16 protein-coding genes are annotated in these 19,668 nt (G+C 68.9%); 8 read left to right on the top strand and 8 right to left on the bottom strand.

Features of this window, described 5'->3' with window-relative positions; translation table 11 throughout:
* Positions 1 to 11 precede the first annotated feature (11 nt).
* Genes IF64_RS0111145 through glyA form a run of 5 tightly spaced genes read right to left on the bottom strand, consistent with a single transcriptional unit; the run spans position 12 to position 6,236 of the window.
* The gene (locus IF64_RS0111145; RefSeq protein ID WP_030531992.1) at positions 12 to 599 is read right to left on the bottom strand and encodes a sarcosine oxidase subunit gamma; all 588 of its coding nucleotides are present in this window, start codon (positions 597 to 599) and stop codon (positions 12 to 14) included.
* Positions 592 to 3,423: a 2Fe-2S iron-sulfur cluster-binding protein gene (locus tag IF64_RS0111140; protein ID WP_425468421.1), complete on the bottom strand. Its 2,832-nt coding sequence runs from the start codon at positions 3,421 to 3,423 to the stop codon at positions 592 to 594. Before IF64_RS0111140 ends, IF64_RS0111145 begins: the two co-directional genes overlap by 8 nt.
* A gap of 5 nt (positions 3,424 to 3,428) precedes the next feature.
* The gene (locus tag IF64_RS0111135; protein WP_030531990.1) at positions 3,429 to 3,698 is read right to left on the bottom strand and encodes a sarcosine oxidase subunit delta; all 270 of its coding nucleotides are present in this window, start codon (positions 3,696 to 3,698) and stop codon (positions 3,429 to 3,431) included.
* Positions 3,699 to 3,708: 10 nt separating this feature from the next.
* Positions 3,709 to 4,938, bottom strand: a complete 1,230-nt coding sequence (locus IF64_RS0111130; RefSeq protein WP_211252563.1) for a sarcosine oxidase subunit beta family protein — start codon at positions 4,936 to 4,938, stop codon at positions 3,709 to 3,711.
* Positions 4,938 to 6,236: a serine hydroxymethyltransferase gene (gene glyA / locus IF64_RS0111125; protein WP_030531988.1), complete on the bottom strand. Its 1,299-nt coding sequence runs from the start codon at positions 6,234 to 6,236 to the stop codon at positions 4,938 to 4,940. The genes IF64_RS0111130 and glyA overlap by 1 nt, the downstream gene beginning before the upstream one ends.
* A 441-nt stretch (positions 6,237 to 6,677) precedes the next feature.
* Between glyA and IF64_RS0111120 the strand changes: the two genes are divergently transcribed.
* The 6 genes from IF64_RS0111120 to IF64_RS0111095 all read left to right on the top strand — a co-directional run bounded on the left by IF64_RS0111120 (position 6,678) and on the right by IF64_RS0111095 (position 14,344).
* A complete protein-coding gene (locus tag IF64_RS0111120) occupies positions 6,678 to 9,143 on the top strand; it encodes a GcvT family protein (RefSeq protein WP_030531987.1) in 2,466 nt (821 codons plus the stop codon).
* 41 nt (positions 9,144 to 9,184) lie between these two features.
* On the top strand, positions 9,185 to 9,805 hold the full coding sequence (locus IF64_RS0111115) for a cyclodeaminase/cyclohydrolase family protein (RefSeq protein WP_030531986.1): 621 nt from the start codon (positions 9,185 to 9,187) through the stop codon (positions 9,803 to 9,805).
* Positions 9,802 to 10,731 carry a bifunctional 5,10-methylenetetrahydrofolate dehydrogenase/5,10-methenyltetrahydrofolate cyclohydrolase gene (locus IF64_RS0111110; RefSeq protein ID WP_084705791.1) on the top strand — a complete coding sequence of 310 codons (930 nt, stop codon included), beginning with the start codon at positions 9,802 to 9,804 and terminating at the stop codon, positions 10,729 to 10,731. Before IF64_RS0111115 ends, IF64_RS0111110 begins: the two co-directional genes overlap by 4 nt.
* Positions 10,728 to 12,101 (top strand): L-serine ammonia-lyase, encoded by a 1,374-nt coding sequence (locus IF64_RS0111105; protein WP_030531984.1) that lies wholly within the window; start codon positions 10,728 to 10,730, stop codon positions 12,099 to 12,101. Before IF64_RS0111110 ends, IF64_RS0111105 begins: the two co-directional genes overlap by 4 nt.
* Before the next feature lie 10 nt (positions 12,102 to 12,111).
* On the top strand, positions 12,112 to 12,981 hold the full coding sequence (purU, locus tag IF64_RS0111100) for a formyltetrahydrofolate deformylase (protein WP_048807845.1): 870 nt from the start codon (positions 12,112 to 12,114) through the stop codon (positions 12,979 to 12,981).
* A 214-nt stretch (positions 12,982 to 13,195) separates the two neighbouring features.
* Positions 13,196 to 14,344 (top strand): aromatic ring-hydroxylating oxygenase subunit alpha, encoded by a 1,149-nt coding sequence (locus tag IF64_RS0111095; RefSeq protein WP_030531982.1) that lies wholly within the window; start codon positions 13,196 to 13,198, stop codon positions 14,342 to 14,344.
* A gap of 156 nt (positions 14,345 to 14,500) precedes the next feature.
* Here the strand turns inward: IF64_RS0111095 and IF64_RS0111090 are convergent, their stop codons facing one another.
* Complete coding sequence (locus IF64_RS0111090; protein ID WP_030531981.1) at positions 14,501 to 15,931, bottom strand: MFS transporter; 1,431 nt, start codon at positions 15,929 to 15,931, stop codon at positions 14,501 to 14,503.
* Positions 15,932 to 16,275: 344 nt separating this feature from the next.
* On the opposite strand from IF64_RS0111090, the gene IF64_RS0111085 reads away from it, so the two are divergent.
* Positions 16,276 to 16,617 carry a bifunctional 3-phenylpropionate/cinnamic acid dioxygenase ferredoxin subunit gene (locus IF64_RS0111085; RefSeq protein WP_030531980.1) on the top strand — a complete coding sequence of 114 codons (342 nt, stop codon included), beginning with the start codon at positions 16,276 to 16,278 and terminating at the stop codon, positions 16,615 to 16,617.
* Positions 16,617 to 17,780, top strand: coding sequence for an NAD(P)/FAD-dependent oxidoreductase (locus tag IF64_RS0111080; protein ID WP_030531979.1), 1,164 nt, complete (start codon positions 16,617 to 16,619; stop codon positions 17,778 to 17,780). The genes IF64_RS0111085 and IF64_RS0111080 overlap by 1 nt, the downstream gene beginning before the upstream one ends.
* A 77-nt stretch (positions 17,781 to 17,857) precedes the next feature.
* Here IF64_RS0111080 and IF64_RS0111075 read toward each other — a convergent pair whose 3' ends face one another.
* Both IF64_RS0111075 and IF64_RS0111070 read right to left on the bottom strand, forming a co-directional pair.
* Positions 17,858 to 18,481, bottom strand: a complete 624-nt coding sequence (locus tag IF64_RS0111075; protein WP_048807844.1) for a GntR family transcriptional regulator — start codon at positions 18,479 to 18,481, stop codon at positions 17,858 to 17,860.
* A 417-nt stretch (positions 18,482 to 18,898) separates the two neighbouring features.
* Positions 18,899 to 19,648, bottom strand: coding sequence for a FadR/GntR family transcriptional regulator (locus tag IF64_RS0111070; protein WP_030531977.1), 750 nt, complete (start codon positions 19,646 to 19,648; stop codon positions 18,899 to 18,901).
* Positions 19,649 to 19,668: the final 20 nt, after the last annotated feature.

The following is a 19,668-nucleotide window of genomic DNA, read 5'->3' as shown; positions in this document are numbered from 1 at the left end:
CGGTCCGGGTGTCAGGCCCGGTACTCGGCGGCCGCGTCGGCCAGCCAGTCGGCGAGGTAGCGCGCGAACGACGCGCGGACGAAGATCCAGAAGCTCGGCTGTTCGGCGTCGCGGCACACCAGCACCACGCCGGCACGTGCCAGCAGGGTCTGCGCACACTGCCCTGCGGTGAAGCTGCGCCGGTGCAGGTCGAGGCCGCAGCCCTTGGCCAGCAGTTCCCGGGACACCGGCCCGCTCACCTCGACGATCGTGCGGTGGTCGGAGACGTCGACCACCGAGCCGTGCTCCGCGTCGATGGCCTCGACGAGGGCTGCCTGGATACGGTCCGCGCTGCCCTCGGGACCGACCAGCAGCCACTCGTCCGGGCCCAGCCACAGAATCTGGAGGTCCTCGGTGCGGGCGACCTGGCCCGGCTGGTTGGGCAACATCGTGCCCAGCGCGGTGCCGATGCGTTCGGCGGCCGGACTCTTCGGATCGACGCGGAGCGTGACCTGGGTGGTGAAGGCCACTTCGGACAGATGCAGCACCCCGGGGACCGAGGACTCGGCCAAGGTTGCGGCGCGGGAGGCCAAGGGCGACCCGCCGTGGAGCTCAGCCATCGCGACGGTTTCCTTCCTTGTCGTAGAAGACCGGTTCGGTGACCTCGACGGGCACGAGCTGGTCACCGACGTGGCCGTAGATCGTCTGCCCGATGCGTTCGCGGCCGCTCTTGACCAGTGCGAGCGCGAAGGGACGGCCCAGCGCGGCGCTGCGGTAGCTGGAGGTGATGTGCCCGAGCATCGGTACCGGTGGTTCGGGCAGCTCGATCGACTCCACCAGCTGGGTTCCCTCCGGAACGACGGCCGAGTCGGCAGGCGGCAACAGCCCGACGAGGTGTTTGCGGTCCGGACGGGCCGTGTCCTCCCTGCTGAACGAGCGCATGCCGAGGAAGTCGTCCTTCTTCTTCGACACCGCCCAGCTCATGCCGAGGTCGTGCGGGGTCACCGTGCCGTCGGTGTCCTGCCCGACGATGGGAAAGCCCTTCTCGGCACGCAGCACATGCATCGTCTCCGTGCCATACGGCGTGATGTCCAGATCGGATCCGGCCCGGTACAGGGCCTCCCAGACCTCCTGGCCGTGGCGCCGGGGCACGTTGATCTCGAAGGCGAGTTCGCCCGAGAAGCTGATCCGGCACACGCGGGCGGATCGGCCCGCAACGGAACCGTCCCGATAGGACATGAACGGGAACGCGTCGTTGTCGAGGTCGATGTCCGAGGTCACGCGCGCCAGGACCGCGCGCGAGCGGGGACCGGCCAGGGCGATGGTGGCCCACTGTTCGGTCACCGACGTCAGGTGGACCCGCAGGTGGGGCCACTCGGTCTGCAACCAGTCCTCGAGCCAGTCGAGCACCCCGGCCGCGCCGCCGGACGTGGTGGAGATGAGGTAGCGATGCTCGTCGGTGCGCATGACGGTGCCGTCGTCGAACACCATCCCGTCGGCGTGACACATCACGCCGTACCGGATGCGGCCGACCTTGAGCGTGCTCATCTTGTTGGTGTAGACGAGATCGAGGAACTCGGCTGCGTCCGGACCCTGCACGTCGATCTTGCCGAGCGTGGAGACGTCCTGCATCCCGACGCCGGTGCGCACCGCGTGGCATTCGCGCAGGACGGCGGACTCCATGTCCTCGCCCGCGCGCGGGTAGTACCAGGGCCGTTTCCACTGCCCGACGTTCTCGAACGGGCAACCCTGCTCGACGTGCCAGTCGTGTATGGCGGTGACGCGTACGGGGTCGTAGAGGTCGCCGCGGTCGCGCCCGGCGAGTGCGGCGAAGGCCACCGGGACGTAGGGCGGGCGGAACGTGGTGACCCCGACCTCGGCGACGTCGACGCCGAGGAGCTCGGCGATCACGCCCGAGGACAGCAACCCCGAGGTCTTGCCCTGGTCGTGCGCGGTGCCGATGGTGGTGAACCGCTTGATGTGCTCGACCGACGACATGCCGGCGCCGATGGCCTTGCGGACGTCGGCGACGGTCGCATCCCGCGCGAGGTCCACGAACTGCTCGTCCGCGGAGGTCTCGTGCAGACCCGGCAACAGCCAGGTGGGCTGCGGCGCCGTGACGGGGCCGGTGGGGGCGCCGGGCACGTCGGCAACGTCGGTCTCGAATCCCGCGTCGCGCGCCGCGCCACATCCGGCCTCGGCACCGTCGCGGAGGCATCCGGCGGTGGTGAACACCCCCGCGGCCGCGCCCACCGAGCGGGTCCCCCGCGCCGCACGGTCGGGGACGAGGGCGCCGATCTCCTCGGAGTAGCGCAGGCTTCCGCGCGCCCGGCTGTGCAGGTGCACCGCGGGGTTCCAGCCGCCGGAGACGAGGAGCAGGTCACAGTCCACGTCAGACAGAAACTCCGGATTCGATCCGGCGGAGGGAAGGGTGGAGATCTGTGCGGCGCTGATCCGATCCGTGCCCGAGGTGCCGGTGACCGCGGAGCCGGTCAGGATCCGGATGCCTCGCTCCACGCACCGCGCAGCCCACACCGTGGTAACCACCGGCCGCACGTCGACCACCGCGGCGATCTCCACCCCGGCGTCGTGCAGGTCGACGGCCGCGGCGTAGGCACTGTCGTTGGTGGTGAACACGACGGCGCGGCGGCCGGGCAGCACGCCGTAGCGGTGCAGGTAGGTCCGTGCGGATGCGGCGAGCATGATGCCCGGCCGGTCGTTGCCGGGGAAGACCAGCGGACGCTCGTGGGATCCGGTCGCCAGCACGACCTCGCGGGCGCGGATGTGCCAGGTGCGTTGCCGCGTGAACGCGTCCTCGCCGCGATGCTCGACGGCCACCAGATAGTTGTCGTCGTAGCAGCCGACGACCGTGGTGCGGGGCAGGACCGTGACGTCCGGAGCGCTGCGGAGCTCGGTGGTGACGCGGTCGACCCATCGCTGCGCTGGTGCCTGGTCGAGCTCCTCGTTGCTGCCCAGCAGGCTCCCGCCGAACTCGGTGCCGGCGTCGGCGACGATCACCCGGGCGTTGCTGCGCGCCGCACTCAAGGCCGCGGCCAGACCCGCAGGGCCTGCGCCGACGACCAGGACGTCGCAGTGGGCGTTCATCGCGTCGTAGCGGGCCGGATCCGGCTCGGTGGCCAGCCGTCCCTGGCCGGGCAGCCCGCAGGCGACCAGCCCGTCCCGCAGCTCGACCGTCGTCGCGGTGAGCATCGGCTCCGGGAACGGCTGCTCGATCTGCACCAACGCGTTCGGCTCCTCCGGGCCTGCGGTGGCGATACCGCGTGGCCGCCCGTAGCGGATACTGGTGCCGACCTGGTGCACGCCGTTGGCCAGCAGGGCCGAGGCCAGCGTGTCACCGGCGTAACCCACGTAGTCGTGCCCGTCGAACCGGAATCGGACCGGGCGGTCCCGGTCGATCCGTCCGCCCTCGGCAACCCTGTACACGTCCGTCACCTCGTCACCATCCCGGGGGAGTCGTCCTGCACGATCGCGTTGGTGGTCGTGTCGCGGCGGACGGCGAACCAGCGCCGGCAACCCGCCTGGTGGTTCCACCGCTCGGTGAGGACTCCCTTGGGGTTGGCGCGGTAGAACAGAAAACGCGCCCAGTCCACATCGGACAACGCGTGCGGGTCGGCCGGGTACGACACGTCGGCCTGTCCGCCGTAGTGGAACTCGATCTCGTTGCGCGGCCCGCACCACGGGCACGGAATCAGCATCATGGCGGATCTCCTAATGGGCGACGCCGGCGGCGCCGTGCTCGTCGACCAGGGCGCCGGTGGTGAAGCGGTCGAGGTTGAACGGTGCGTTGAGCGGATGGGGTTCGTCGTGGGCGATGGTGTGGGCGTAACACCAGCCCACTCCCGGGGTCGCCTTGAAACCGCCGGTACCCCAACCACAGTTGACGTAGAGGTTCTCGAACGGGGTCAGGCCCATGATCGCCGAGGCGTCCGGCGTGACGTCCACGACGCCGGCCCAGGTACGCAGCACGTGCGCGCGGGCGAACATCGGGAACAGCTCGACCGCGGCGGTCAGCTCGCGTTCGATGGTGTGGAACGACCCGCGCTGTGCGTACGAGTTGTAGGCGTCGATACCCGCTCCGAGAACGAGTTCCCCCTTGTGCGCCTGGCTGACGTAGACGTGCACCGCGTTGGACATCACCACGGTGGGGTGCACCGGTTCGAGCAGTTCGGACACCAACGCCTGCAGCGGATGACTCTGGATGGGCAGTTCCAGGCCCAGGTCGTCGGTCAGCACGGACGTGGACCCGGCGGCGGCGAGGGCCACCTTGCCCGCGCCGATGTCGCCGCGCGTGGTGCGCACGCCGGTGATCCGGTCGCCCACGCGGTCGAACCCCGTGACCGCGCAGTTCTGGATGAGGTCCACACCCATGCGGTCCAGTGCACGCGCGAACCCCCAGGCGACGTGGTCGTGCTTGGCGATGCCCGCCCGCGGCTGCCAGGTCGCGCCCATGACCGGGTAGCGCAGGTCCTCCGAGGTGTTCAGGATCGGGCAGATCTCGGCGACCTGGTCGGCGTCGAGCCACTCGGCATCGATGCCGTTGAGTCGATTCGCGCCCACTCGCCGCTTGCTGTCGCGCACGTCCTGCAGCGAGTGGGCGAGATTGAGCACGCCGCGCTGGGAGAACAGCAACGGATAGTCGAGCTCGTCCTCGAGGCCCTCCCAGAGCTTCATGGCGTGCTCGTAGAGACCCGCGCTCTCGTCCCACAGGTAGTTGGAGCGGATGATGGTGGTGTTGCGGGCCATGTTCCCGCCTGCCAGCCATCCGCTCTCCACCACCGCCATGTCGGTGATGCCGTGGTTGACCGCCAGGTAGTAGGCGGTGGCCAGGCCGTGGCCTCCGCCGCCCACGATCACCACGTCGTAGGAGCGTTGCGGCTCCGGGGAACTCCAGAGCCAGTCCGGATGGTCCGGGAGATCGGCGCCGGGCGTGCGCGGCATCAGAACCCTCCGTTCACGTTCGGGTAGAGGGGGTGTTTGCTGGCGAGCGTGTCGACGCGCGAGCGGAGTCGGACGCTCGTGGCCTCGTCGAATGCCGGGCAGAGGGCTTCGACGAGAATGTCGGCGACCTCGGTGAACTCGGCCGCGCCGAAGCCCCGGGTGGCCAGCGCTGGTGTGCCGATCCGGAGTCCGCTGGTGACCATGGGCGGTCGCGGATCGTCGGGCACGGCGTTGCGGTTGACGGTGATACCGATCTCGTGGAGGCGGTCCTCGGCCTGTTTACCGTCGAGTTCGGACTCCCGCAGATCTACCAGTACGAGGTGCACGTCGGTGCCGCCGGAGACGAGCCGGACGCCGGCGCGGCGGGCGTCGTCGGCCTGAAGGCGTTCGGCGAGGATTCTCGCGCCTTCGACGGTGCGGCGCTGGCGGTCGACGAAGTCCGCGCTCGCGGCGATCTTGAAGGCCACGGCCTTGCCGGCGATGACGTGTTCGAGGGGCCCGCCCTGTTGTCCCGGAAAGACGGCGGAGTTGAGCTTCTTGGCGAGCTCGGCGTCGCCCGAGAGCACGACTCCGCCGCGGGGGCCGCCGAGGGTCTTGTGCGTGGTGGTCGTGACGACGTGGGCGTGCGGAACGGGGTTCGGGTGGAGGCCTGCGGCGACGAGTCCGGCGAAGTGGGACATGTCGACCAGTAGATAGGCGCCGACCTCGTCGGCGATCTCGCGGAATCGCGCGAAGTCGAGATGGCGGGGGTAGGCCGACCATCCGGCGATGATCAGCTGCGGCCTCGTCTCACGCGCCAAGCGGGCGACCTCGTCCATGTCGACGCGGTGGGTGTCGCTGCGGACGCTGTAGGGCACGACGTTGTAGAGCTTGCCGGAGAAGTTGATCCGCATGCCGTGGGTGAGGTGCCCGCCGTGGGCCAGGTGCAGGCCCATGATCGTGTCGCCGGGCTGCAGGAGGGCGAACATGGCAGCGGCGTTGGCCTGGGCCCCGGAATGGGGCTGGACGTTGGCGTAGTCGGCGCCGAACAGGTCCTTGGCGCGGTCGATGGCCAGCTGCTCGACGACGTCGACGTGTTCGCAGCCGCCGTAGTAGCGCTTGCCGGGATAGCCCTCGGCGTACTTGTTGGTCAGCACCGAACCCTGGGCCTGCAGCACCGCCTGCGGGGCGAAGTTCTCCGAGGCGATCATCTCCAGGGTGCTCTGCTGGCGGTCCAGTTCGGCCGCGACCGCCGTGGACACCTCCGGGTCCACCGCCGAAAGCGGGTCGTCGAACACATCATTGGTGGACGAATTCATGGGACTCCTTCCGCGCTGGCACGCAGCAGGCGATCGAGGGGTTCACGGCGGGAAACCGGATCATCTGAAAGACAACTGAAATATCAGAGTAGTGTCACGGTAGCACCGTGTGCCGCGTGGTCAAGAGGTCCGGCGATCCGCCTCGGAACCCGCCTGCGAGACGACACCCGGGAAGCTCCCCGCGGGGGGCAGGTGCTCGCTTTGCGAGGGCGGGCGACGCGGACGACCAGGATTTTCCCGGCAACCTGTTGACCGGATCACACCCGACGTCCTACCGTGCCCTGTAGTTGATATATCAGTCCTCGCTCAGGGGTCGACGGGACCCCTTTCCGGGTGGCCGGATGGTGCCACGTATCCCAATCCGCTTCAGGCGCGCGCTCCGCCTGTGAAGGCGTTACCGATCTTCTGTTCGAAACTCTGCCGTCCCGTAAGGAGACCTGCATGAGCACGACCCCTCGCGTCGTCATCGTCGGAGCCGGGATCGTCGGTGCGAACCTGGCCGACGAGCTCACCAGCCGCGGGTGGACCCAGGTGACCGTCCTCGACCAGGGACCGTTGCCGTTGACCGGTGGCTCCACCTCGCACGCGCCCGGCCTCGTGTACCAGACCGGCGCGTCGAAGACGATGACCGAGTTCGCCACCTACACCGTCGAGAAGTTCTCGAGCCTGCACCCCGGCGAGGGCTGGTGTTTCAACCAGGTCGGCGGACTCGAGGTGGCGACCACGCCGGAGCGGTTGGCCGACCTGCACCGCAAACAGGGTCTCGCCACGTCGTGGGGAGTTCCCGGTGAGGTGATCTCCCCCGAGGAGTGCGCCAAACTGCACCCGCTGCTCGAGCCGGACCGCATCCTCGGCGGGTTTCACACGCCCACCGACGGCTTGGCCAAGGCCCCTCGCGCCGTACTGGCGCTGGCACGGCGAGCCGAGGGTCGCGGGGCCCGGTTCCGTGGCCAGGTCCGGGTTCTGGGCATCACCCAGCGGGGCGGCCGGGTGACCGGCGTGGAAACGGATCACGGTGAGGTGCCGGCCGACATCGTGGTGTCGTGCGCGGGATTCTGGGGTCCGCAACTGGGTGAGATGGTCGGGATGACCGTGCCGTTGCTGCCGATGGCACACCAGTACGCCAAGACCGACCCGTTGCCCGAACTCGCCGGGCGCAACGACGAGCACACCGAGGCCAAACTGCCGATCCTGCGCCACCAGGACCGTGACCTCTACTACCGCGAGCACGTGGACCGGCTGGGCATCGGCACCTACGCACACCGTCCGATGCCGGTGCGGCTGAGTGACCTGCCCGCGCTCGACGAGCCCTCCGAGTCGGCGATGCCGTCGATGCTGCCGTTCACCGACGAGGACTTCGCGCCGTCCTGGGAGCACACCACACGCCTGATGCCCGCGCTGGAATCGGCGACGGTCGAGACGGGCTTCAACGGGATCATGTCGTTCACTCCCGACGGCGGTCCGCTGATCGGCGAATCACCGGACCTGGCCGGTTTCTGGATCGCCGAGGCGGTGTGGGTGACCCATTCGGCGGGTGTGGCGCGGTCGGTGGCGCAGTTGTTGGTGGACGGGCGCAGCGAGATCGAGTTGCACGGCTGCGACGTGCACCGGTTCGACGAGATCGAGACGACACCGGAGTACGTCGAGGAGACGGCCGCGCGCAACTTCGTCGAGGTCTACGACGTCAAACACCCGCTGCAGCCCAAGTTCTCGCCACGTGATCTGAGGGTGAGCCCGTTCCACGCCCGGCAGAAGGAGCTGGGAGCGGTGTTCCTCGAGGCCCACGCCTGGGAGCGGCCCCACTGGTACGAGGCGAACGCGCCGCTGGTCAAGGACCTGCCGATGGAGTGGCAGCCGCCCGCCCGGGATGCGTGGGCGGCGATGTACCACAGTCCGATCGCCGCGGTCGAGGCGTGGAAGACCCGCACCGACGTCGCCATGTTCGACATGACCTCGCTCAAGCGACTCGAGGTCAGCGGGCCCGGCGCACTGCCGTTCCTGGACCGGCTCACCACGAACAAGCTCGACAAGTCCGTCGGCTCGGTGACCTACACGCTCATGCTCGACGAGGCGGGCGGGGTGCGCAGCGACCTGACGGTGGCTCGGATGGAGGAGCAGTTGTTCCAGGTGGGTGCCAACGGAAACCTCGATTTCGACCGGATGCGCCGCGAGCTGCCCGAGGACGGCAGCGTGCAGCTGCGCGACATCACCGGCGGCACCTGCTGTATCGGGGTGTGGGGCCCGCGCGCCCGCGACCTCGTGCAGCCCCTGAGCCGGGACGACCTCTCGCACGAGGGGCTGAAGTTCTTCCGCTGCAAGCAGATCCGCATCGCAGGCATCCCGGTCACCGCGATGCGGGTGTCGTACGTGGGTGAACTGGGTTGGGAGCTCTACACCAGCGCCCAGTACGGGCAGCGGCTCTGGGACGTGTTGTACGCGGCAGGCCGTGAGCACGGTGTCGTGGCCGCCGGCCGGGCGGCGTTCAACAGCCTGCGGCTGGAGAAGGGGTACCGCGCCTGGGGTGCGGACATGACCACCGAGCACAACCCGTTCGAAGCCGGACTCGGGTTCGCCGTGCGGATGCAGAAGGGCGACTTCGTCGGCCGCGCGGCGCTCGAGGCGATCAATCCCGAATCCGTCACCCGGAAACTGCGCTGTCTCACCGTCGACGACGGACGCAGCGTGGTGCTGGGCTCCGAGCCGGTGTTCGTCAACGGTGTGCCGTCCGGTTACGTCACCTCCGCCGCCTTCTCCCACACGTTGGGCATTCCCATCGCATACGCCTGGCTGCCCGCGGAAGCCGTCGAGGGGACGCAGGTGCGGATCCAGTACTTCGACCGCATGGTGGCCGCGACCGTCGCGGCCGAGCCCCTGGTCGACCCCGACATGCACCGGATCCGCCGGTGACCGGCGCCGCGCCCGTAGGCCCACGACCGCGAAGGAGCTTCATGCGCACCGAGACCGTCGAGGACTTCCTGCAGGAGCGGGCCGCCAGGGTGCCCGCGCCCGGTGGCGGGGCGTCCGCTGCTCTGCACGCGGCGCAGGCCGCGGCACTGCTGTCCATGGTCGCTCGCTACAGCGACGGCGAGAAGTACGCCGACCACGCCGCGACCGTTCAGCAGGTGTGCGACACCGCCGACGAACTGCGCGCGCTCTGCCTCGACCTGGCCGAGCGGGACGCGGAGGCCTTCGGCGCGGTCGCCGCCGCCTACACGTTGCCGAAGCAGAGCCCCGAGGAGAAACAGGAGCGCTCCGCGGCCATCGCGGCCGCGCTCGCCGAGGCGGGCCGGGTGCCGGGCAGGGTGATCGCGCTGGCGGCACACCTCGTCGAACTCGCCGAGCTGATGCGGCCCGTGGGAAACGCCAACGTGATCAGCGACGTGGCGGCCGCCGCGATCGCTGCCAGGGCGGCGGTCTCGACCGCGCGGGTCAACGTCGAGATCAACCTCGCGGGCATCACCGATCCCGACGTCCGCGCAGAACTCGAGGAGACGGTCGTCAAGACCGACGACACGTTGCTGCGAGCCGACACCGTGACCTCCGCCGTTCGGGAGCAGATCCTGCGATGACCACGATTCAGCCCACCGCACCCCGAGACACCACGGACATGCGCGAACTCGGTTGTACCGGACTCGCCCGCGAGATCCGCGCACGAGCGGCGTCCGGCGCCGCGGAGCTCGCCGAGTCCGGCACCACGCCGGGACTGGCAGTGGTGGTGGCCACCGACGACGAATCCAGCGCCTGGTACGTGCGCTCGATCGCCCGCGCCGCAGGCAAGGCCGGAATCGACTGCAGGACGGTCGACCTGGGTGCCGGGGCCGAGCCCGAGCGGATCCGGGCCACACTGGAGCGACTCAGCGCCGACGAGTCGGTGCACGGCATCATCCTGCAGACCCCGCTGCCGACCGGGGCCCGCTTCGAGGACCTGGCCTCGGCGATCGATCCCCGCAAGGACGTCGACGGGGCGAACCCGGTCTCGCTCGGCAACCTGGCAGCAGGGTTGCCTGCCCATCCACCCGCCACCGCAGCCGCGGTCCTCACACTGCTCGACCACCACGAGATCGAGCTGGCCGGCCGCAACTGTGTCGTCGTGGGGCGTTCGAACGTGGTCGGCAAACCGGTCGCCCAGCTCATGCTGCAGCGCGACGCGACCGTGACGATCTGCCACCGGTACACCCCGGATCTGACCGCGTTCACCCCGGACGCCGACGTGCTGGTGGTTGCCGTCGGCAAGCCCGGCCTGATCACCGACAAGCACGTCCGGGAGGACGCGATCGTCGTCGACGTCGGTACCACGCCGACGGCCGACGGCGGACTTCTCGGCGACGTCGACCCTTCGGTGCGGGTCGCCGGTCTGACGCCGGTGCCAGGGGGAGTGGGCCCGGTGACCACCGCGCTGCTGTTGGAACACACCGTGCAGTCGGCGATCCGCGCCGCGCGCGAGGCGCGGCATCGCGCCGGGTCGCCGCCGCGAACCGGTTCGGAGCAGCGATGAGCCTGTCCGTCTTCGATCTGTTCAAGGTCGGCATCGGCCCGTCGAGTTCGCACACCGTCGGGCCGATGCGAGCTGCCCACCTCTTCGTCGACCAGCTCCGGCGGACGGGGACGTTGCCCCGGGTCGAGCGCGTGCGCTGCGAGCTGTTCGGTTCGCTGGGCGCGACCGGGCACGGGCACGGCAGCGTCAAGGCCGTCGTCCTCGGACTCGCGGGCGAGCAACCGCACCTGGTCGACCCGGTCGCCGCCGAACCCCAGGTGCACGCCGCGCGCGAGGAAGCGCGGCTGAGCCTGGGCGGGGAGCACAAGATCGTCTTCGAGGTCGACGAGGACGTCGTGCTGCACCGCAACAGACGGCTCGACTTCCACAGCAACGGCATGGTCTTCGAGGCGTTCGGCGAGACCGGTGCCCGGCTCGACCGCCGTGAGTACTACTCGATCGGGGGCGGCTTCGTCCTCGACGAGGACGAAGCGGGACGGCCGACTCTGGTCGAGGACGACACTCCCGTGCGGTATCCGTTCACCACCGGCGACCAGCTGCTGGCGCACACCACCGCCACCGGCGGGCGGATCAGTGACGTGGTCCTGGCCAACGAGCGCAGCTGGCGCAGCGAGTCCGAGACCCGCGCGGGACTGTTGCACATCTGGTCGGTGATGCAGGAGTGCGTCGAGCATGGCGTCAACACCGGCGGCACCCTGCCGGGCGGACTCAAGGTCCGCCGCCGCGCACGCGAACTGCGCGCAAGCCTGGAAAGCAGCGCGAGACAGGGTGATGCGGAGCAGGCCATGGAATGGGTGACGCTGTTCGCGCTCGCGGTCAACGAACAGAACGCAGCGGGCGGACGGGTGGTGACCGCGCCCACCAACGGCGCTGCCGGCATCGTGCCCGCGGTGCTGCACTACGCACATCGCTACCTGCCGCACTTCGACGACGACGCCGCGGTCCGCTTCCTGCTCACGGCCGGCGCGATCGGTGTGCTGTTCAAGGAGAACGCCTCCATCTCCGGTGCCGAGGTCGGGTGTCAGGGCGAGGTCGGATCGGCCTGTTCGATGGCTGCCGCCGGACTGGCCGAGCTGCTCGGCGGCACGCCCGAGCAGGTGGAGAACGCCGCGGAGATCGGCATCGAACACAACCTCGGCCTGACCTGCGACCCGGTCGGCGGGCTGGTGCAGATCCCGTGCATCGAGCGCAATGCGGTCGCCGCCATCAAGGCGATCACCGCTGCGCGCATGGCCCTGCGCGGCGACGGCCGCCACCACGTCTCCCTCGACAAGGCGATCAAGACCATGCGCGAGACCGGAGCCGACATGAAGGACAAGTACAAGGAGACCGCGCGCGGCGGCCTCGCGCTCAACATCGTGGAATGCTGAGGAGAACCCCGTGACCAGCAGTGTCAGCGTGCAAACCCGGTCGTTCACGCTCACCTTGAGCTGCCCGAACCGCACCGGGATCGTTCAGGCCGTCAGTTCCTATCTCGTCGAGCACGAGTGCGACATCGTCGAGTACCGCCAGTTCGACGATGCGGTCCGCGGCCGCCTGTTCCTGCGCGTGCAGGTCGCCGCGGCCGACGACGTCGATCTGGACGCGATGTCCCAGGACTTCGTCCCTGTGGCCACCGACTTCGAGATGGATTTCGCACTGCACCCCGACCGCGACGCCCGGGTGGTGGTCATGGTCTCGAAGCTGGGGCACTGCCTCAACGACCTCATCTACCGGTGGCGAGCCGGAGCGCTGAGCGCCGAGATCGTGGCGGTCGTGTCCAACCACGAGGATCTGCGTCCGATGGCGGAGGCCGCGGGTCTGCCGTTCCATCACGTCCCGGTGACCCCGGAGAGCAAGCCCGAGGCCGAGGCGCAACTGCTGCGACTGGTCGACGACTACGAAGCCGATCTCGTGGTGCTGGCGCGGTACATGCAGGTGCTCTCGGACCAGACCTGCAAGGCCCTGCACGGCCGCGCGATCAACATCCACCATTCGTTCCTGCCTGGATTCAAAGGCGCCAAGCCCTACCACCAGGCCTACGACCGCGGGGTCAAGCTCGTCGGCGCCACCGCGCACTTCGTCACGCCGGACCTCGACGAGGGTCCGATCATCGAGCAGGAGGTGATCCGTATCGACCACACCTACGATCCGCGGGCGTTGCAGACCGTGGGCAGGGACGCCGAGGCGCTGGCACTGTCCCGGGCGGTGCGGTGGTACTGCGAGAACCGGGTGCTGCTCAACGGCACCAGCACCGTGGTCTTCCGTTAGCCGTACCGGACGAAGTGGGACCACCTTGGCCGGCCGACCGCGGGCCCCCGACGGCGTCCTCAGTGCTCGAGCGATGCCCGCAGGGGATTTCCCCACCCGCCACCATCTTCTCCACCCACCACCAGCTTCTCCACCCACCACATCGAATCGCCAGCCGCGCCCGCTGTGACCGCGCCGCAGCGAGAGCCTCACCCTTCGACGAGGAGCGTGACCCATGACGACCAGTGAGCTTCCCACCGGACACGAGCAGGCCGACGAGCTCCCGAAGAGCCTGCGCGAGACCCTGGCCGGGCATTACTACACCGACCCCGAGATCTTCCGGCTGGAGCAGGAGAACATCTTCGAAGCCGGGTGGTTCTGCGCCGTGCTCAGTGCGGATCTGGCCAAGCCCGGGCAGTTCGAGACGGTCCAGATCGGACGCGAGAGCGTGCTGGTGACGCGCGGCCGCAACGGGGCGATCAAGGCGTTCCTCAACGTCTGCCGGCATCGCGGCGCGCGGTTGTGCACCGAACAGAAGGGCGAGGTCCGCCGGTCCTTCCAGTGTCCGTACCACGCCTGGACCTATTCCTTCGACGGCGCGCTCATCGCTGCCCCGAACCTCGGCGCGATGGACGACGTCGACCGCACGCAGTACGGCCTGCACGAGGTCCACGTGCGCGAGTGGCTCGGATACGTGTGGCTGTGCCTGGCCGAACAGCCGCCGTCGTTCGAGGACACCGTCATCGGGGACGTCACCGCGCGGCTGGGAACCCCGGACGCGATCGTCGGCTACCAGGTCGCCGACCTCAAACTCGGCAGGCGCATCGAGTACGACGTCAAGGCGAACTGGAAACAGATCGTCGAGAACTTCATGGAGTGTTACCACTGCGCCACGATCCACCCGGAGCTCACCGAGGTGCTTCCGGAGTTCGCCGACGGACTCGCGGCACAGTACTTCGTCGGGCACGGCGCCGAATTCGGCGAGGACGTCCAGGGCTTCACCGTGGACGGTTCCGCCGGGGTGGAGAAGCTGCCCGGTGTCAGTGAGCAGCAGGACCGCCGGTACTACGCGATCACGGTACGGCCGCAGGTGTTCATCAACCTGGTGCCCGATCACGTGGTGTTCCACCGGATGTTCCCGCTGAGCGCCGAGCGCACGCTGGTGCGCTGCGACTGGCTCTATCTTCCGGAAGTGGTCGATTCGGGTACCGACATCGACCGCTCCGTGGAGCTGTTCCACCGCGTCAACCAACAGGACTTCGACGCCTGCGAACGCTGCCAGCTGGCCATGGATTCGCGCGCCTATGCCCGCGGGGGAGTCCTCGTGCCCAGTGAGCACCACATCTCCGAGTTCCACGACTGGGTCCGCGAGCGCATCGGCTGATCCGGTCACGGCAGGGCCTCGCGTCGGGCAGCGGTCCGAGCCCGACGCGAGGCCCTTTCGCGTGCCCGAATTCGCCTGCCGGTGGCCCGTCGGACGGCTCGGTCCGATCTGATCCCGTCGCGCCGTTGGCCCCGATTTCCCGGCGGGACGACGGCGTCAGCGGGGTTGTTCCAAGGGGACTCCGTCCTCGGACAGCGGGGGAGGCGGGAGTTCGGCGCTGGAGGTCAGCGGAGCGGCGCCGTCGAGCGGTTTACCGGCGTGTTCCCGTAGGTGGCGCGTGGCGACGAGACCGATGACGCCCGCGCCGATGAGGTAGTAACCCGGCCAATCCAGATTTCCGGTGGCGGTGACGGCGGTTTCGATGATGGTCGGCGCGGTACCGGCGAACAGCGAGACCGACAGATTGAAGATCACCGCGAGGCTGCTGTACCGGATCATGGTCGGGAACAGCGCGGGCAGCGTGGACGGCGAGACCGCCGCGAAGCACATCAGGCACAGCCCGATGATCAGCAGTCCGGCGATCTGGCCCAGCGTCCCGGTGCGCAACAACCACACCGCGGGCAGGCCCAGCAGCACCAGTGCGACGCTGCCGGTCATCAGAATGGGTTTGCGGCCGATACGGTCGCTGAGCCGCCCGACACCGACGATCATGCAGAGCATGACGAGCATGACGGCCACCTGCATCCCGGTGGCCACCCCGCTGCCGGTCCCGATCTCCCCGAACCGGGGCAGTGTGCCGGTCAGGTACGTCGGGATGTAGTTGGTCAGCACGTAGTTGGTCACGTTCCAGGCCACGATCACGCCCGCGGCCACGAGCGCTCCGGTGCGATAGTGCCGCCGCACGATCTGCACCGCGCGCTTGGTCGACATCGTGGCCAGCGCGGGGGAGCGTTCCATCTGCTGCCGGAAGGCCGGGGTGTCCTCCAGCCGCATACGCAGGTACAGCCCGGCCACGCCCAACGGCAGCGCGAGCATGAACGGTACCCGCCATCCCCAAGCCACCAGTTGGTCGTCGGGGAGCAGTGCGATCACCGCACCGCACGTGCTCGCGCCGAGCGTGTAGCCGGTGATCGTGCTGAATTCGAGCCAGCTGCCGAAGAAACCGCGCCTGCGGTCCGGCGCGTACTCCGCCATCAGGGTCAACGCCCCGACGTACTCGCCGCCCGCGGAGAATCCCTGCAGCATCCGGAGGAGCAGCACGAGCACCGGCGCCAGCATCCCGGCCGCACCGTAGCTGGGTACGAGGCCGAGCAGCACCGTGGCGAAGGCCATCAGGAGGATTGTGGCCGACAGGACCTTCGTGCGGCCGTAGCGATCGCCGAGTCGTCCGAAGATCAGCCCGCCCAGCGGTCGCATGACGAACGCGGCGGCGAACGCGCCGAGGGTGTAGACCGCGGCCCATTCCCCGACCTCCGGGAAGAACACCCGGTCCAGTACGACCGCGGCCAGATAGGAGTAGATGCCGAAGTCGTACCACTCCGCGACGTTGCCGACCGCGGCCGCCGTGGTGGCGCGGCGGACCGTGCGTTCCTCTTGCACCACGGGGGGCCTCAGGCCCCGGCGCGGTCGCCTGGACTTGTCGGTCATGGGCCTCCCCGGCGAGGCGACGTGTGACGGCCAGCGGTGCGGTGCCTCGGCGACATCGCGGTTGTGACGGCGATCGACGACTGATATATCTGTTTACGGCAAGGTAGCCGGTCGGTGTTCTTCGAGGCAAGGATTCAGGTCTCTCCGCGGACGCGCGCGGAGTCTCCGCTTCAGTCGCCGAGGCTCCGCGGCCCCCGCGCGTCCACACGTGTTTCCCCTGGTAGTGCCGCGTGAAAAGCGTGTGTTTCCGATCCCGTTCGACCGTTGACGCAGGGGGTGTCGAACCCCATCCTGTGAGTTGCGTAATTCACTACTCGTTCCGCTATGAGCAACAGGGGTCCGTAATGATCTTGGTTGGTGAGTTGGCTGACCTGCCACCCGGAGAGTCCGTCCGGGTTCAGGGCGAGGTGGCGATCGCGGTGTTCAACGTGGACGGTGAGCTCTACGCGATCGACGACACCTGCACGCATCAGGACGCGTCACTGTCCGACGGATGGCTCGAGGGATGTGCGGTGGAGTGTCCGCTGCACGCCGCCTGCTTCGACCTCCGCACCGGGCAGCCCAGTGGTCCACCCGCGAAGAAGCCCGTGCGCACGCACGCGGTCTCGATCGACGACGGCGTGATCTACGTGCACGAGTCGACCCCGGTCAGCGTGGGTGGCGCCGTGACGGAGGAGGTCGGTTGATGCAGCACGTCACCGTCGTCGGTGCCTCGCTGGCAGGACTGGCGACCGTCCGCGCACTGCGCGCGCAGGAGTTCGAAGGCCGGATCACCGTGATCGGTGACGAGCCGCACGAGCCGTACGATCGCCCACCGTTGTCCAAGGAGTACCTGGCGGGCACGGTCACCGAGGAGGACATCGGCCTCACCGATGCCGAGGACGCCGAGCTGGACGTGGAGTGGGTGCTGGGCCAACCGGCCACTTCCCTGGACGCCGCGGGCAAAGCCGTTGTGCTCGCCGGCGGTTTCCGGATCGACACCGACGCCGTCGTGCTCGCCACCGGCGCTCGGGCGCGCCGGCTCCCCGGCGGTTGCCCGCAGGGCGTGCACACTCTGCGCACCCTCGACGACGCGCGGGCGCTGCGCGACGAACTGGCGCCCGGTGTCCGGCTGGTCGTCATCGGGGCCGGGTTCATCGGAGCCGAGATCGCGTCCACGGCAGCGGGTCTGGGCTGTGAGGTCGACATCGTGGAGGCCGCGGAGGTTCCGTTGCAACGCCCGCTGGGCGTGGAGATGGGAGCGGTGTGCGGCAGGCTGCACGCGCGGCACGGTGCACGCCTGCACGTGGGTACCGGATTGGCCGAGCTGGTCGGCGAGGACCGGGTGAACGCGGTGCGCCTCACCGACGGGCGGGAGTTGCCCGCCGACGTGGTCGTCGTCGGTATCGGTGCGCAGCCGAACACGGAGTGGCTCGCCGGGTCCGGTCTGGAGATCGACGACGGGGTGCGTACCGACGCGCAGGGCCGCACGGCGATCCCCGAGGTGTTCGCCGTCGGCGACTGTGCCCATTCCTACCGCGACTACACCGCGGGGCCCCTGCGGCTGGAACATTGGACGAACGCGCTGCAGCAACCGTCGGCCGCGGTCGCCGCGCTGCTCGGCCGGGAGCATGCCGCCCCGGCGCATCACTCGGTGCCGTACTTCTGGTCGGATCAGTACGGCCACAAGATCCAGTTCGCCGGTCATCGCACGGACGACTGCACGGTCCACATCGAGGAGGGGGATCCGGACGCGGGCGACTTCGTGGCGCTCTACCTCACTCCCGACGAACGTCCGGTGGGGGTGCTGGCGATCGACAGGGCCCGTCCGTTCGGTCAGTGGCGGCGCAAACTGGCCCAGCGCGGCTGACCGAGGTCAGAGGAAGGGCTGTGTCCGACCGGCCTGTCGGAGCAAGCCCAGTCGGGACGGACGTGTCGACAAGGCGTTCAGACCAGTGAGCGCATGGCCTTGTCGAAGTTCAGCACGTGTTCGCGGGCGAGCCGGTCAGCCTTGTCCGGCTCGCGCGAGCTGATCGCCCGCAGCAGTCCGGAGTGCTCCATGACGTGACTGTCGAAGTCGGGCATACGGTCGAGGAAGACGCAGAAGATGCGCGTGGCGAGGTTGTCGTAGCGAATCAGCGTGTCTTCGAGGTGCGGGTTTCCCGCGGCGTGGTAAATCGCGCGGTGCACGTGCAGGTCCCACCGCATCACCTCGTCGCGGCTGAGGGAGCGGAAGTCCATGTTGTCGAGGAAGTCGGCGAGTTCGGCGAACTCGCCGGCCTCGGCGTCACCGAGGGTTTCGGCTGCGCGGCGCGCTGCGAGCGGTTCGAGGTGCACGCGCAGGTCCGAGATGTAGGCGAGGTCGGTGATGTCGACGGCCGTGGCGAACGTTCCCCGGCGCGGGTACGACACGACCAGGCGGTCGATCTCGAGGCGCTTGAGTGCTTCGCGGACCGGTGTTCTGCCGATGTCGAGGGACTGCGCGAGCGCTGCGTCGTCGATCGGTTCCATGGGCGGGATGTCCAGCATGATCAGCCGATCGCGGATCGACTGATAGGCCTTCTCGGCCATGGAAATCGGTTGATCCTTGGTCGAAGAACTCATCGCAACCCCGATTGCATCGCCAAATCCCAGCGCTTCACGAATTCTGATACGCGACTAGTATAGCAGATTTCCGTTGAACGCCTGACGTGTCCCGCGCGTGACGCCCCGGCGATGTGGCTGTGACCTGCGAATTCTGGGTAGATGGGAGACGTGTGACGGTACCGGGTCGTGGTGGATCGCCGTAGCGGGTCTCCTGGTGAACGACGCTGCCGGACCGTCGGCCATCGTATTTCGGAGGAATTCTGTCCGAGGTCACGACGAATTCAATCCTCGGTCGCCAGTGCGACCCGCGTGAATGCGCAGACGTCGCGGTCGTCGGCCCGAGGGCCGTCCTCGGGAGGCCCGGCGCGGGGGAGGATGCCGGCGGAGGAGGGCCTTCGGAGGTCAGCCGGTCGCCCCGCCGTCCCGGTCGCCGCGGTGGTAGGCCACCAGGTGTTCGCGCACGTAGGTCAGGTGCTCGACCATCGCCGCCTCGGCCGCGTCCGGGTCCTGTTCGTCGATCGCGCGCACGATCTGCTGATGTTGGCGGACGGTCGTCCGCCCGACCTCCGGTGAGAGATCCAGGTAGTGCACCGGTTCGGTCTCGATGTGCAGTGCGCTGACGAACGAGGCGAGGACCCGGTTGCCCGATGCGCGCGCGATCGTGCCGTGGAAACGCTCGTCGAGCGCCGGAACGCTCTCGTCGTCGACGGAGATCGACTTCTGCAGGTCCAGGATCTCGCGCAGTTCCGTGAGATCGTCGTCGGTGCGATGGGTGGCCGCCAGTCGCACGGACGGCACCTCGAGGTGCTGGCGTACGAGCGCCACCTCCTCGAACGCGATGCTGCCGAGGGCCAGCAGCGTGTGCACCGAATCACCGACCGCGCTGCGCAGCGTCGACGGGTCCGCGCTGCGGACGAAGCTCCCGCCGCCTGCACCGGGCGTCTTGACGATCAGGTTCTGCGTGGTCAGCGAGCGCAGTGCCTCGCGCACCGTCGTCCTGCTGACCGCGAACTGCCGCGCCAGTTCGGCCTCGCTGGGCAGGCGGTCGCCGCTCCGGAGCGCGCCGGAGAAGATGGCAGCCTTGATCTGTTCCTCGACCTGCTGCCGCGGACGCAGCACCTTGCTGCCGATGGTCTTGGCCGACTTCGTCACTGCGGGCCTACCTCATTCCA

Source organism: Prauserella rugosa, from assembly GCF_000719975.1.
Taxonomy (GTDB): domain Bacteria; phylum Actinomycetota; class Actinomycetes; order Mycobacteriales; family Pseudonocardiaceae; genus Prauserella; species Prauserella rugosa.
This window is presented reverse-complemented; position numbering and strand designations above follow the sequence as displayed.

Coding starts and splice junctions, on each gene's coding strand:
- IF64_RS0111145 (WP_030531992.1), bottom strand. CDS start 599: ATGGCTGAGCTCCACGGCGGGTCGCCCTTGGCCTCCCGCGCCGCAACC.
- IF64_RS0111135 (WP_030531990.1), bottom strand. CDS start 3,698: ATGATGCTGATTCCGTGCCCGTGGTGCGGGCCGCGCAACGAGATCGAG.
- IF64_RS0111130 (WP_211252563.1), bottom strand. CDS start 4,938: ATGCCGCGCACGCCCGGCGCCGATCTCCCGGACCATCCGGACTGGCTC.
- glyA (WP_030531988.1), bottom strand. CDS start 6,236: ATGAATTCGTCCACCAATGATGTGTTCGACGACCCGCTTTCGGCGGTG.
- IF64_RS0111120 (WP_030531987.1), top strand. CDS start 6,678: ATGAGCACGACCCCTCGCGTCGTCATCGTCGGAGCCGGGATCGTCGGT.
- IF64_RS0111115 (WP_030531986.1), top strand. CDS start 9,185: ATGCGCACCGAGACCGTCGAGGACTTCCTGCAGGAGCGGGCCGCCAGG.
- IF64_RS0111110 (WP_084705791.1), top strand. CDS start 9,802: ATGACCACGATTCAGCCCACCGCACCCCGAGACACCACGGACATGCGC.
- IF64_RS0111105 (WP_030531984.1), top strand. CDS start 10,728: ATGAGCCTGTCCGTCTTCGATCTGTTCAAGGTCGGCATCGGCCCGTCG.
- IF64_RS0111095 (WP_030531982.1), top strand. CDS start 13,196: ATGACGACCAGTGAGCTTCCCACCGGACACGAGCAGGCCGACGAGCTC.
- IF64_RS0111090 (WP_030531981.1), bottom strand. CDS start 15,931: ATGACCGACAAGTCCAGGCGACCGCGCCGGGGCCTGAGGCCCCCCGTG.
- IF64_RS0111085 (WP_030531980.1), top strand. CDS start 16,276: ATGATCTTGGTTGGTGAGTTGGCTGACCTGCCACCCGGAGAGTCCGTC.
- IF64_RS0111080 (WP_030531979.1), top strand. CDS start 16,617: ATGCAGCACGTCACCGTCGTCGGTGCCTCGCTGGCAGGACTGGCGACC.
- IF64_RS0111075 (WP_048807844.1), bottom strand. CDS start 18,481: ATGGCCGAGAAGGCCTATCAGTCGATCCGCGATCGGCTGATCATGCTG.